Origin of the sequence: Rathayibacter sp. VKM Ac-2928, from assembly GCF_022815545.1 — a bacterium.
GTDB classification, from domain to species: Bacteria; Actinomycetota; Actinomycetes; order Actinomycetales; family Microbacteriaceae; genus Rathayibacter; species Rathayibacter festucae.
Map to the genome: position 1 here is coordinate 703,785 of NZ_JALGRU010000001.1, position 12,296 is coordinate 716,080.

Consider the following 12,296-nt stretch of genomic DNA (forward strand, 5'->3'; position numbering starts at 1 on the left):
CGAGAAACGCGTGCCAGCGTTTCGAGGCAGCGCGACGCGACCCGCTCTGCTGTACGCGCCCCGTCGCGAAGCCGACTGCGCTGAGCCGCGCGGGGAGCGGCTCAGAGATGAGCACAGCCGGAGCGCGTGAGCGAGAAGCGCGTGTCAGCGTTTCGAGGCAGCGCGACGCGACCCGCTCTGCGGAACGCACCACGTGAACGGGCCGACTGCGCTGAGCCGCGCAGGGAGCGGCTCAGAGATGAGCACAGCCGGAGCGCGTGAGCGAGAAACGCGTGCCAGCGTTTCGAGGCAGCGCGACGCGACCCGCTCTGCTGTACGCGCCCCGTCGCGAAGCCGACTGCGCTGAGCCGCGCGGGGAGCGGCTCAGGAGATCGACAGCAGCACGTGGCCCGAGGAGACCGTGGTGCCCGCCTCCGCGTTCAGGGAGCGGACGACGCCGTCCTTGTGGGCGGTGAGGGGCTGCTCCATCTTCATGGCCTCGAGGACGACGACGAGGTCGCCGGTGACGACGGTGTCGCCCTCGGCGACGGCGACCTTGACGATGGTGGCCTGCATCGGGGCGGTGACGGAGTCGCCGGTGACGGTGCTGACGGAGGCGGAGCCGCGGCGCTTGGGGGCGGCGGCAGCGGGACCGCGGGACGGGCCGGAGCCGACGAGGTCGCTGGGCAGGGTGACCTCGACGCGGCGGCCGTCGACCTCGACCACGACACTCTGGCGGGCGGCCGGTCCGTCGATCGCGCCGGGCTCGCCGCTCCACGCCTCGATGGTGTTGTCGAACTCGGTCTCGATCCAGCGGGTGTAGATCGAGAACGGCTCGTCGCCGGCGGGGGCGAAGGCCGGGTCCTCGACGATCGCGCGGTGGAACGGCAGCACGGTGGGCAGGCCGGTGACCTCGAACTCGGCGAGGGCGCGGCGCGAGCGCTCGAGCGCCTCGGCGCGGGTCGCGCCGGTGACGATCAGCTTGGCCAGCAGCGAGTCGAACGAGCCGGAGATCACGTCGCCGGCGACGACGCCGGAGTCGACGCGCACGCCCGGTCCGCCGGGCGCCTTGAAGACGTGCACCGGGCCGGGGGCGGGCAGGAAGCCGCGGCCGGCGTCCTCGCCGTTGATGCGGAACTCGAAGGAGTGGCCGCGGGGCTGCGGGTCGTCGTAGTCGAGCAGGCCGCCCTCGGCGAGGCGGAACTGCTCGCGGACGAGGTCGATGCCGGTGACCTCCTCGGAGACGGGGTGCTCGACCTGCAGGCGGGTGTTCACCTCGAGGAAGGAGACGGTGCCGTCCTTGCCGATCAGGAACTCGCAGGTGCCGGCGCCGACGTAGCCGACCTCGCGCAGGATCGCCTTCGAGGCGCGGTAGAGCTCGGTGTTCTGCTCGTCGGTGAGGAACGGCGCGGGCGCCTCCTCGACCAGCTTCTGGTGCCGGCGCTGCAGCGAGCAGTCGCGGGTGGAGACGACGACGACGTTCCCGTCGGCGTCGGCGAGGCACTGGGTCTCGACGTGCCGGGGCTGGTCGAGGTACTTCTCGACGAAGCACTCGCCGCGCCCGAAGGCGGCGATCGCCTCGCGGGTGGCGGAGGCGAACATCTCCTCGACCTCGTCGCGCTCGCGGGCGACCTTCAGGCCGCGGCCGCCGCCGCCGAAGGCCGCCTTGATGGCGACCGGGAGGCCGTGCTGGTCGACGAACTCGAGCACCTCGGCGGCGCCCGAGACGGGGTTCAGGGTGCCGGGCGCGAGCGGAGCGCCGACCTTCTCGGCGACGTGGCGGGCCGAGACCTTGTCGCCGAGGCGCTCGATGGCCTCCGGCGACGGGCCGATCCAGATCAGTCCGGCGTCGATGACGGCGCGGGCGAAGTCGGCGTTCTCGGCGAGGAAGCCGTAGCCGGGGTGCACGGCGTCGGCGCCGGAGCGGCGGGCGACCGAGAGCAGCTTCTCGATGACGAGGTACGTCTCGGCGCTGGTCGTGCCGCCGAGCGCGTACGCCTCGTCGGCGAGGCGGCTGTGCACGGCGTCGCGGTCCTGGTCGGCGTAGACGGCGACGGAGGCGATGCCGCTGTCGCGGGCGGCCCGGACGACGCGGACGGCGATCTCGCCTCGGTTGGCGATGAGCACCTTCGTGATACCTGGCATGGTCCCCAACCCTAGAGGGCGGCCCGCGGATGCCCGGCGCGGCTCACCACAAAGAAGGGCGAGCGCTTCGTCGGTTCCCGACAAGGGCGGCCGGGAGCGGGCGGTGTCAGCGATTGCCGGGCGTCAGCGGTTCCAGAGCGACGGCCAGGACACCCCGAGCTCGCGCACGAGCGAGCGCAGCGTCGGCACGGACATCCCGATCACCGTCGACGGGTCGCCCTCGATCGCCGTGATGAAGCCGGCGCCGCGCCCGTCGATCGTGAACGCGCCGGCCACCTCGAGCGGCTCCCCGGTCGCGACGTAGGCGTCGATCTCGTCGTCCTCGATGTCCGCGGCGAAGGTGACGGCGGCGGAGGTGACCGCTCCGGTCTCGGCGACGATCCGCCCGCCGCGGTGGTCGATCAGCCAGTGGCCGGAGTGCAGGCGGCCGGTGCGCCCGCGCTGCGCCCGCCAGCGCTCGCGGGCGCGCTCGGGCTCGTGCGGCTTGCCGTGCACGACGCCGTCGAGCACGAAGGCGGAGTCGCCGCCGAGGACCAGGCCGTCGATCTCCGGCCCGAGGACGGCTGTCGCCTTGGCGCGGGCGAGCAGCGCCACGGTCGCGTCGGCGTCCAGCGCGGCTCCGCGCTCCCGCTCGGCCCGGGCGACGGCGGCCGGCTCGTCGACCTCCGAGGGGACGACCACGGGCTCGATCCCGGCGGCGCGCAGCAGTGCCAGTCGGGCGGGGGAGGTGGAGGCGAGGTGGAGGCGCACGAGGGCTCCCTGCGATCGGGCCCACGCTGTGGGATGCTCGACGGATGGCACAGACCCCGCCCCGCGCGTCCGACCGAGCCGCGGGGACCGGCGAGGCACTCGGGACCGAGATCGAGCTCGACATTAGCAACGTCGCCCACGGCGGCGTCTTCGTCGCCCGGCACGAGGGCCGGGTCGTCTTCGTCCCCGATGTGCTGCCCGGCGAGCGGGTCCGCGTGCGGGTCAGCGAGATCCGCCACGACAGCTTCTGGCGCGGTGAGGCGCTCGAGGTGCTCGAGGCGTCGCCGCACCGCGTCGAGCACGTCTGGGCCCAGGCGGGCATCGACCGCCGCCCCGAGGAGCGCGTCGGCGGCGCCGAGTTCGGCCACGCCGCGCTCGAGTACCAGCGCGAGCTCAAGCGCGCCGTGCTGGTCGACTCCTTCTCCCGCTTCGCCCGGCGCGAGGTCGACGTCGTCGTCGCACCGGTCGCGGGCGACGACGAGACCGGCGGCCTCGGCTGGCGCACCCGCAACCGCCTGCACGTGGACGACTCCGGCCGTGTCGGGCCGTACGCCGCGCGCAGTCACCACGTCGTCGACGTCGAGGGCCTGCCGCTCGCGACCGCCGCCTCCTCGGCCGCGGCCCCGCTCGACCAGCGTCTGGCTCCGGGTTCCGTCGTCGACCTCGTCGACGCCGCCGGCTCGGACGGCGCGGCCGTGCTCGTGCACGACCCGTCCGACAAGCGCGCCAGGAGGGACCGGACGGTCGTCTCCGAGTTCGTCGCCGACCGCACCTTCCGCGTCGACCGCTCCGGCTTCTGGCAGGTGCACCGCGGCGCCGCGGCGACCCTCTTCGACGCGGTGCAGGCCGCCGTCGACGCCGGCGTCGCCGACGTCCGGGCCGCGAACCACGACCTCTACGGCGGAGTCGGGCTGCTCGCCGCCGCGCTGGCCGACCACCTCGGTGCCGGCGTCCGCGTCACGAGCGTCGAGAGCGACGCGCGGGCCACGGAGCACGCCCTGGAGAACCTCGCGGACCAGGTCGGTGCCCGCGCGGTGACCGCCCGGGTCGACCGCTACCTCCGCGACGCGCTCGCCCAGGCCGACGCCCGCGAGCGCGGGCGCTGGCGGGCCGCGACGGTCGTCCTCGATCCGCCCCGGGCCGGTGCCGGCCGCGCGGTGACCGACGCGCTGATCGAGCTGGCGCCCGCGCAGCTGGTCTACGTCGCCTGCGATCCGGTGGCGCTCGCCCGCGACGTCGGCGCGCTCTCCGCGGGCGGCTACGAGCTCGAGCGGCTCGACGGCTTCGACCTCTTCCCGCACACCTCGCACGTGGAGGCCGTCGCCCGCCTCGTGCGCCGAGACGCCTGAGCGCGGCGTCGCCAGCATGAGCCCGAGGGAGACCACCGATGACAGCTGAGTCCGCTGCCGCGCCGAGGGTGCGGGTCGCCATCGTGGACGACCACGAGTCCGTCCGCCTGGGTGTCGCCGCCGCCGTCGAGGCCGCGGGGATGCAGGTGGTGGCCGCGGCCGAGACGGTGCGCGCGCTCGAGGAGGTCCTCGACGGCTCGGAGATCGAGGTGCTCGTCCTCGACCTCTCCCTGAACGACGGATCGAGCATCACGGCGAACGTCAAGTGGGGTCAGGTGCGCGGCTCGGCCGTCCTGGTCCACAGCATCGCCGACCGCGTGGTCGCCGTTCGCGAGGCGCTCGCGGCGGGCGCCGCCGGAGTGATCCCGAAGTCCTCTCCGATGTCGACCGTGGTCGCCGCGATCCGCACCGTCGCGCGCGGCGAGGTCCTGAACAACCTCGAGTGGGCGTCGGCGATCGACGCGGACGACGACTTCGCCCGCGCGGTGCTCGGGCGCCGCGAGCGCGACGTGCTGCACCTCTACGCCTCCGGCCTGCCGCTCAAGCTCGTCGCCGACCGCCTGCAGATCTCGGTGTCGACGGCCAAGGAGTACCTCGACCGGATCCGCGACAAGTACGTCGAGATCGGGCGGCCGGCCCCGACGAAGGTCGATCTGCTGCGCCGCGCCGTCGAGGACGGCATCCTGCCGGGCATCGATCCGGACGACGGCGATGCCGGGCGCTGAGGTCGTCCCCGCGCGCGCTCCGGCGAACCGCGAGCGCATCGACCGGATCATCAGCACGGTCGTCTCGTTCTTCGGCTTCGGCTTCGCGCTGCAGACCGTGCCGCCCATCCTCGGTCAGCTCCCGGTCCTGCGGCCCGAGGTCGCCTGGCCCGTGCTGGTCGTCGTCTTCGGCGCGCTCGGCGCCTCGGTGGTCACCGCGGTCGCGCGGCGCGGGACGCAGGTCAGCGGCGCCGTCGTCGCCGCGTCGCTCCTGCTCGCGCTGCTCACCTGGCCGCTGACGATCCGCCCTGACGCCGTCCCCCAGGAGACGCCGTGGATCTGGTACCTGCTGACGATCGGCACGGCCTTCTGCACGATCGTCGCGCCGCTGCGGCTGGCGATCGTGTACGCCTCCGTCACCACGATCCTGTTCGGCGTCCTGCGCGTCCTCCCCTCGGGCGGCGGAGCGTCGCCCACCCGTGCCGCCCTCGACGCCGTCTACGTGGGCATCGTCGGCTTCGTCATGCTGGTGCTGATCACCGTGCTCCGGCAGTCGGCGGACCGGGTCGACCGTGCGCAGCGCACCGCGATGGAGCAGTACGAGGGGGCGATGCGCCAGCACGCCGGCGAGGTCGAGCGGGTCGAGGTCGACGCCCTCGTGCACGACAACGTGCTCGCGACCCTGCTCGCCGCGGCGACGGCCGAGTCGGGCGCCGAGCGCGCCCTCGTCTCCTCGATGGCGCGGAAGACGCTCTCGGTGCTGCTCCCGGACGAGGAGTCCGACCTCGACGCAGGAGAGGTGCCGCTGGAGCTGCTCGAGCGGCAGCTGTCTCACGCGGCTTCGACCTTCGTCGCGGAGTTCGGGGTCGTCCTCGACGGCGACGTCGACCCGCGGATGACGACGATGCCGCGGCCGGTCGCGGAGGCCGTCCTCGGCGCGGTCTGGCAGGCCCTGACCAACAGCGTCCAGCACGCCGGCCCGAGCGACGCCGTCCGGCGATCGGTGCGCGGGCAGCTCTCGGCGTGCTCCGTCGAGGTCGTCGTCGAGGACGACGGCCGCGGTTTCCTCCTCGCCGACGTCCCGCGCGAGCGGCTCGGCATCCGGCTCTCGATCCTCGACCGGGTGCACCAGGTGCAGGGCTCGGCGCGCGTCGACACCGTTCCCGGCGAGGGCACCCGGGTCGTCGTCCTCTGGCCCGCCGCGAAGGGCCGATCGTGATCGCCTACCCGCGCCCGCTGCTCTACGCGCTGGGCGGGGGCTTCTCGCTCTACCACGTCGTCCTCGCCTTCTTCTCCTACCGGCTGACACCCGCCACTCCCGCCGATCTGACGGCCGTCGCCGTCTACATCGCCGCCACCGTGATCGCCCTCCTGCCGAGCTCGACCACGCGGATGAACGCGGTGACCGCCTGGGCGATGGCGGGAGTGGCGGTGGGGCTGCCGCTGCTCGTCTCGCCGTCGCTGGACCCCGGTGCCTCCAACGGCTACTCCACCTGGTACATCGCGGCGGTCGGCACGCTCATGACGATCGTCTGCGCCCGTCGGCGCCCCCTGGCGGCGTGGACCGGGATGGCGTTCCTGATCGTGCACACGACGGTCTGGGCGGGTCCCGTCGCTCTGGCGACCCTCGGCGTCGTCGGCGGCATCGCCTGGGTCGGCATCGCGCAGCTCCTGATCATCGAGCTCGGCCGCGCCGGCTCCGAGGCGCGCGTGCTCGAGGCCGCCGAGCGGGCCGCCGCGTCGTGGCGCGCGGCGGAGGAGGCGCACCTCTCCGAGCGGGAGGTGCGGCTGGAGCAGACCCGCACCATCGCCTCCGAGATGCTGCTGCGCATCGCCACCAGCCCGGTGGGCCTCACCGATGAGGAGCGCCGCGAGTGCGCCCTGCTGGAGGCGTCCGTCCGGGACGAGATCCGGGGGAGGCGGCTGCTGGACGACGACGTCCGCCGCCTGGTGCTCGACGCGCGACGTCGGGGCGTCACGGTATCGGTGCTGGACGACGGCGGGCTGGACCGGACCACGGAGGAGGAGAGCCGGCGGGTGCTGCGCGAACTCGCCCGGGCGCTCGGCGGCATCGGCGAGGGGGTCGACCGCGTCGTCGTCCGCACGGCGTCGGCGGACTCGCCGTCGGCGGTGACGGTCGTGGGCCTGCGGACCGCGGGCGACGGCAGCGCGGGCGCCCTCGGCTCGGACGACGCGGGCGACGAGGTGGACGCCTGGGTCGAGATCCGGCGCGACGAGCAGGGCGTCCTCGAGGACTGAACCGAGCCGTCCGTGCCGCCCGGTGCGCTGCGGACCTCCGGTGCGCCGGGCGGCCGAGAAGACGTTGAACCGCAGGAGACGTTAAAAGAGTGCGGCGGGCTGTCCACTCCTCCGAAGAGGGGGCCCAGCCCGCCGTCAAACCCCGAGTGAGGGTGACAACCCGAATGTCACCCTCACTCGCCCCCAAAACACCCGCCTGCTTACCCTGGTCGGCGAGTGATTGGCGATGCCCCCTCCGTGGAGTGAGCACCTAACACGCATAACTATGCCGAGGACTGCGAGGGGCGGGTAGTCGGCACTTTAGGGGACTAATCGGGGTACAAAACCCGCGTACCGCGTCGTTCCGACCCGAGCAGGCCTCCCGCAGCGCTCAGCCGGAGAACGAGCGCCAGGCTCCGGGAGCCGGCTGCAGCGGTGCCCGGACGGCGGCGGCGCGGTCGCTCCAGCCGCCGCTGGGGACGACCGGCACCTCGGCGACCGGGTGCGACTGCGCGGCGAGCGCGGTCACGACCGCGGTCACGGCGGCGATCTCGCGCGCATCGAGGCCGGGAGTGGTGATGACGACGGTGGGGGCGGAGTCGGCTGCGCTCATCCCGCGACGGTACCGCATGCCGTTCACGGTCCCGCGTGCGGGCCGGTGACTATGCTGACGCCGGACGCCGCCGGAGCGACGCCCCTTCCGTCCGAACAGGAGTGTCACCGCATGCCGTCGTGGTCCCTGAAGCGCGGCCGCGCCTCCGCCCGTCGCGTCGCCGCGGTCCTCCGGTCCTCGCCCGCGGCCTTCGCGACGACGGCGGCGGTCCTGCTCGCCAGCGCGGCGGCCGGCACCCTTGTCGCCCCGGCGAGCGACGAGACCGGCGCCTGGTGGGCGGCCGGCGCCGGCACGATCCTCGGCGGCCGGCCCTGGGCCGCGGTGACCGGCCTGCTGATCGCGTCGGGCCCGCCCGCGCTGCTCCTCGTCGTCCTCCTGCTCCTGCCGCTGCTGATCGCGGCCGAGCGCCGTCTCGGAGCGCGCCGGCTGGTCCTCGCCTTCCTGCTCACCGGGGCGCTCGGAACGACGGTCGGAGCGGCCCTGCAGAGCGTCGGCGCCTCCGTCGGCGAGTGGTGGGCCGGGGACACGGTCGGCGACCACACCTTCGACCCGCTGATCGGCGGCGTCGGCGCGCTGCTGGCCGCGACGGCCTTCATGGGCGGCCTCTGGCGCCGGCGCCTGCGCGTCACCGTCTTCGCGGTGGTCCTGATGTTCGTGCTCTACGCCGGCGACTCCGCCGACGTGTACCGACTCCTCGCGGGCATCGCCGGCCTGGCGATCGGGGCCGTGATGGCGCACGGGGTGAGCGGACTGCGCCCGCAGCGCCCCGCGCCGAGCTCGCACCGGGAGTCGCGCGCCCTGCTCGCCGCGGTGGTCGCGGTCACCGCCCTCGGTCCGCTCGTCGCCGTGCTCTCCGACTCGGGCTACGGGCCGTTCTCGTTCCTCGGCCGGCTGCTGCAGAGCGCGTTCACCGGCGCCGCCGATCTCGAGGACCCCTGCGGCGCCACGGTCCGGCACTGCGCGCACCACGTGCGGCTGAACCTGATCTCGCCCGGGCCGATCCTGCTCACCTTCGTCCCGATGATCCTGCTGCTCGTCGCGGCGTACGGGATGCGCTCCGGGCGCCGTCTCGGTCTGCTGCTCGCGATCGGCGTCAACGCCGCCATCGCGATCCTCGACATCGTCCTTCTGCAGCGCGCGGCGCGGCACCCCGACTTCCAGTACTACGCCGAGTACCTGCTCTGGGTGGCCACCACCGTGGTCGTCCCGGTCGCGGTCATCGTCCTCCTGGCGGTCGGCAGCAGGCACTTCCGGATCCGGGCTCCGCGGGAGTCGGAGCGCCGCTGGTCACTGGTGGTCGGCATCGGCTTCGTCGTCTCGCTCGGCGGCTACCTCGCGCTCTCGGCCTCGACCCGGACCAGCTTCGAGCCGGTGCTCGGGATCGGCCGGCTCCTCCTCGACGGGCTGCTGCGCTTCGTGCCGTCGAGCTTCCTCGGTGGGCACGGCCTGCTGGCGGTGCCGCGGGAGCCGCTCGCCCGCCTCGGCTTCGAGTGGGTCGGGCCGGTCTTCTGGCTCCTCGTCGTCGTCGCGGTGATCGCGCTCCTGCGGGCCACCGACGTGCAGGGCGTGCGCGGCGACGAAGCGGTCTACCGCCGGCTGCTCGTGCGCCACGGCGCCGGCAGCCTCGGCCACCAGGGCACCTGGCAGGGCAACGAGCACTGGATCGCCCCCGACGGCGAGGGCGGAGTCGCCTACCGCGTCGTGGGCGGGGTCGCGATCACGCTCTCCGATCCGGCCTGCGCGCCCGAGCGGCGCGCGGAGGTGGTCGCCGGCTTCGTCGCCTTCTGCGACGAGCGGAGCTGGACGCCGGTCTTCTACAGCGTCCACGACGAGCTGCTGCCGGTCTTCGACGGCCTCGGCTGGTCGCGGATCTCGGTGGGCGAGGAGACGATCATCGAGCTCGGTGGCTTCGAGCTGACCGGGAAGCGCTGGCAGAAGGTGCGCTACCCGCTCACCCGCGCGATCAAGCTCGGCATCGAGCCGGTCTGGACGAGCTGGCCGGAGCTGTCGCTGGGGATGGCCAGCCAGATCGTCGACCTGTCCGAGAAGTGGGTGTCCGAGAAGGCGCTGCCGGAGATGGGGTTCACGCTCGGCGGGATCGACGAGGCGCGCGACCCGGACGTCGCGCTGCTGCTCGCCGTCGGCCCGGACGGGGTGCTGCAGGGGATCACCAGCTGGCTGCCCGTGCACCGCGACGGCCGGATCGTCGGCTGGACGCTCGACTTCATGCGCCGCTCGGACGAGGCGATGCCCGGGATCATGGAGTTCCTGATCGCGTCCGCCGCCCTCCGTGCGCAGGAGCAGGGCGCGGAGTTCGTCTCGCTGTCCGGCGCACCGCTCGCGACGGCGCCCGTGCCGGAGGGGGAGCAGCCGCCGGAGCCGACCGCGCTCTCGGGTCTGCTAGAGTTCCTGGCGCGGACCCTGGAGCCGGCCTACGGCTTCACCTCGCTGTTCCGCTTCAAGGCCAAGTTCCACCCGCGCTACGAGGGACTGTGGATGGCCTACCCCGACGCGCTGCAGCTGCCGCGGATCGGCGCGGCGATCGGGCGCGCCTACCTGCCGGACGTCTCCCCGCGCGAGGCGCTCGCCTTCGCCCGGGCGCTGGGAGCGCGCCCGGAGGAGAAGACGCCGCCCGCGGAGAAGCCGGGTGCGGAGAAGCCGGGTGCGGAGAAGCCCGGTGCCGAGAAGCCCGGTGCCGAGAAGCCCGCTGCCGAGAAGTCCGGCGGCGACACCCCGGCGCAGGGGAAGCCGACGGCGCCGGCGCCCGAGAAGGCGCCGACGGCCGGCTGACCGGGGCTCAGAGCGGGATGTTGCCGTGCTTCTTGGCCGGCAGGTTCGCGCGCTTGGTCCGGAGCGCGCGCAGCGCCTTGATCACCGACACCCGGGTCGCCGACGGCTCGATGACCCCGTCCAGCTCGCCGCGCTCGGCCGCGAGGAACGGGCTCGCCACGTTGTAGGTGTACTCGTTCGCCAGCCGGGTGCGGACGGCCGCGACGTCCTCGCCGGCCTCCTCGGCCTTGCGGATCTCGTTGCGGTAGAGGATGTTGACGGCGCCCTGGCCGCCCATCACCGCGATCTCGGCCGTCGGCCAGGCGAGGTTGATGTCGGCGCCGAGCTGCTTGGAGCCCATCACGATGTACGCGCCGCCGTAGGCCTTGCGCAGGATGACGGTGACCAGCGGCACGGTCGCCTCCGCGTAGGCGTAGAGCAGCTTCGCGCCGCGGCGGATGACGCCGGTCCACTCCTGGTCGGTGCCGGGCAAGTAGCCGGGGACGTCGACGAGCGTGAGGATCGGCAGCGAGAACGCGTCGCAGAACCGGACGAAGCGCGAGGCCTTCTCGCCGGCCTCGATGTTCAGGGTGCCGGCCATCGCGCTGGGCTGGTTGGCGATGATGCCGACCGAGCGGCCCTCGACCCGGCCGAAGCCGATCACGATGTTCGGCGCGAAGAGCGGCTGCACCTCGAGGAAGTCGCCCTCGTCGACGATGTGCTCGATCACGGCGCGCATGTCGTACGGCTGGTTCGGGCTGTCGGGGATGACGGTGTCGAGGAAGCGGTCGGAGTCCGTGGTCTCGAGGTCGACCTCGTTGTCGAACACCGGCGCGGGCGAGAGGTTGTTGTCGGGGAGGAAGGAGAGCAGGGTGCGCGCGTAGTCGAGCGCGTCGTTCTCGTCGCTGGCGAGGTAGTGCGAGACGCCCGAGATCTTGTTGTGGGTGAGCGCGCCGCCGAGCTCCTCCATGCCGACGTCCTCGCCGGTGACGGTCTTGATCACGTCAGGGCCGGTGACGAACATCTGGCTGGTCTTGTCGACCATGATCACGAAGTCGGTGAGGGCGGGGGAGTACACCGCGCCACCGGCCGCCGGGCCGCAGATGATCGAGATCTGCGGGATGACGCCGCTCGCCGCGGTGTTGCGGCGGAAGATCTCGCCGTACTTGCCCAGGGCGACGACGCCCTCCTGGATCCGCGCTCCGCCGGAGTCGAGGATGCCGATGATCGGGACGCCGGTCTTCAGCGCCAGATCCATCACCTTGATGATCTTCTCGCCGGCCACCTCGCCGAGCGAGCCGCCGAAGATCGTGAAGTCCTGCGAGTAGACGGCGACCTGGCGGCCGTGGATGGTGCCGGTGCCGGTCACGACGGCGTCGCCGTAGGGCCGCTTCTTCTCCATGCCGAACGCGTGGGTGCGGTGGCGGACGAACTCGTCGAGCTCGACGAACGAGCCGGGGTCGAGGAGGGTGTCGATCCGCTCGCGGGCGGTCATCTTGCCCTTGGCGTGCTGCTTCTCGATCGCGGCCTCACCGCTGGCGGTGACCGCCTCGTGGTAGCGGGCCTTCAGGTCCGCGATCTTCCCCGCGGTCGTGAAGAGATCGGGCGCGGGACGTTCGATGTTCGCGGTCACTCGCCCACCTTATCGGCGCGGATGGACCCCTCCGTTGTCGCACCCGCACAGGGAGCGGCGGGTCCGATGGGAGGGTCCGCACAAGCCACGGCGCCGGCGACCGGCTCCGGGGCTTC

At 73.4% G+C, this 12,296-nt stretch carries 9 protein-coding genes; 5 read left to right on the forward strand and 4 right to left on the reverse strand.

The window, feature by feature from the left end:
- Nucleotides 1–363: 363 nt before the first annotated feature.
- Both MT350_RS03400 and MT350_RS03405 read right to left on the reverse strand, forming a co-directional pair.
- The gene (locus MT350_RS03400) at nt 364–2,124 is read right to left on the reverse strand and encodes a biotin carboxylase N-terminal domain-containing protein (protein ID WP_243598833.1); all 1,761 of its coding nucleotides are present in this window, start codon (nt 2,122–2,124) and stop codon (nt 364–366) included.
- A 123-nt stretch (nt 2,125–2,247) separates the two neighbouring features.
- Nucleotides 2,248–2,874, reverse strand: coding sequence for a nucleoside triphosphate pyrophosphatase (locus tag MT350_RS03405; RefSeq protein ID WP_123445306.1), 627 nt, complete (start codon nt 2,872–2,874; stop codon nt 2,248–2,250).
- A 44-nt stretch (nt 2,875–2,918) separates the two neighbouring features.
- Between MT350_RS03405 and MT350_RS03410 the strand changes: the two genes are divergently transcribed.
- The 4 genes from MT350_RS03410 to MT350_RS03425 are packed head-to-tail and all read left to right on the forward strand — an operon-like array spanning nt 2,919 to nt 7,186.
- Entirely contained in the window at nt 2,919–4,223 is a 1,305-nt protein-coding gene (locus MT350_RS03410) for a class I SAM-dependent RNA methyltransferase (RefSeq protein WP_243598834.1), read from the forward strand.
- 38 nt (nt 4,224–4,261) lie between these two features.
- The gene (locus MT350_RS03415) at nt 4,262–4,948 is read left to right on the forward strand and encodes a response regulator (RefSeq protein WP_243615387.1); all 687 of its coding nucleotides are present in this window, start codon (nt 4,262–4,264) and stop codon (nt 4,946–4,948) included.
- The gene (locus tag MT350_RS03420) at nt 4,935–6,146 is read left to right on the forward strand and encodes a sensor histidine kinase (RefSeq protein WP_243615388.1); all 1,212 of its coding nucleotides are present in this window, start codon (nt 4,935–4,937) and stop codon (nt 6,144–6,146) included. Before MT350_RS03415 ends, MT350_RS03420 begins: the two co-directional genes overlap by 14 nt.
- On the forward strand, nt 6,143–7,186 hold the full coding sequence (locus MT350_RS03425) for a hypothetical protein (protein WP_123735215.1): 1,044 nt from the start codon (nt 6,143–6,145) through the stop codon (nt 7,184–7,186). Before MT350_RS03420 ends, MT350_RS03425 begins: the two co-directional genes overlap by 4 nt.
- A 370-nt stretch (nt 7,187–7,556) precedes the next feature.
- Here MT350_RS03425 and MT350_RS03430 read toward each other — a convergent pair whose 3' ends face one another.
- Nucleotides 7,557–7,778 (reverse strand): acyl-CoA carboxylase subunit epsilon, encoded by a 222-nt coding sequence (locus tag MT350_RS03430; protein ID WP_123445310.1) that lies wholly within the window; start codon nt 7,776–7,778, stop codon nt 7,557–7,559.
- 111 nt (nt 7,779–7,889) lie between these two features.
- Between MT350_RS03430 and MT350_RS03435 the strand changes: the two genes are divergently transcribed.
- Nucleotides 7,890–10,568 (forward strand): DUF2156 domain-containing protein, encoded by a 2,679-nt coding sequence (locus MT350_RS03435; RefSeq protein ID WP_243615389.1) that lies wholly within the window; start codon nt 7,890–7,892, stop codon nt 10,566–10,568.
- A gap of 7 nt (nt 10,569–10,575) precedes the next feature.
- On the opposite strand, the gene MT350_RS03440 is transcribed toward MT350_RS03435, so the two are convergent.
- Nucleotides 10,576–12,180: an acyl-CoA carboxylase subunit beta gene (locus MT350_RS03440; RefSeq protein WP_243582397.1), complete on the reverse strand. Its 1,605-nt coding sequence runs from the start codon at nt 12,178–12,180 to the stop codon at nt 10,576–10,578.
- Nucleotides 12,181–12,296 lie beyond the last annotated feature (116 nt).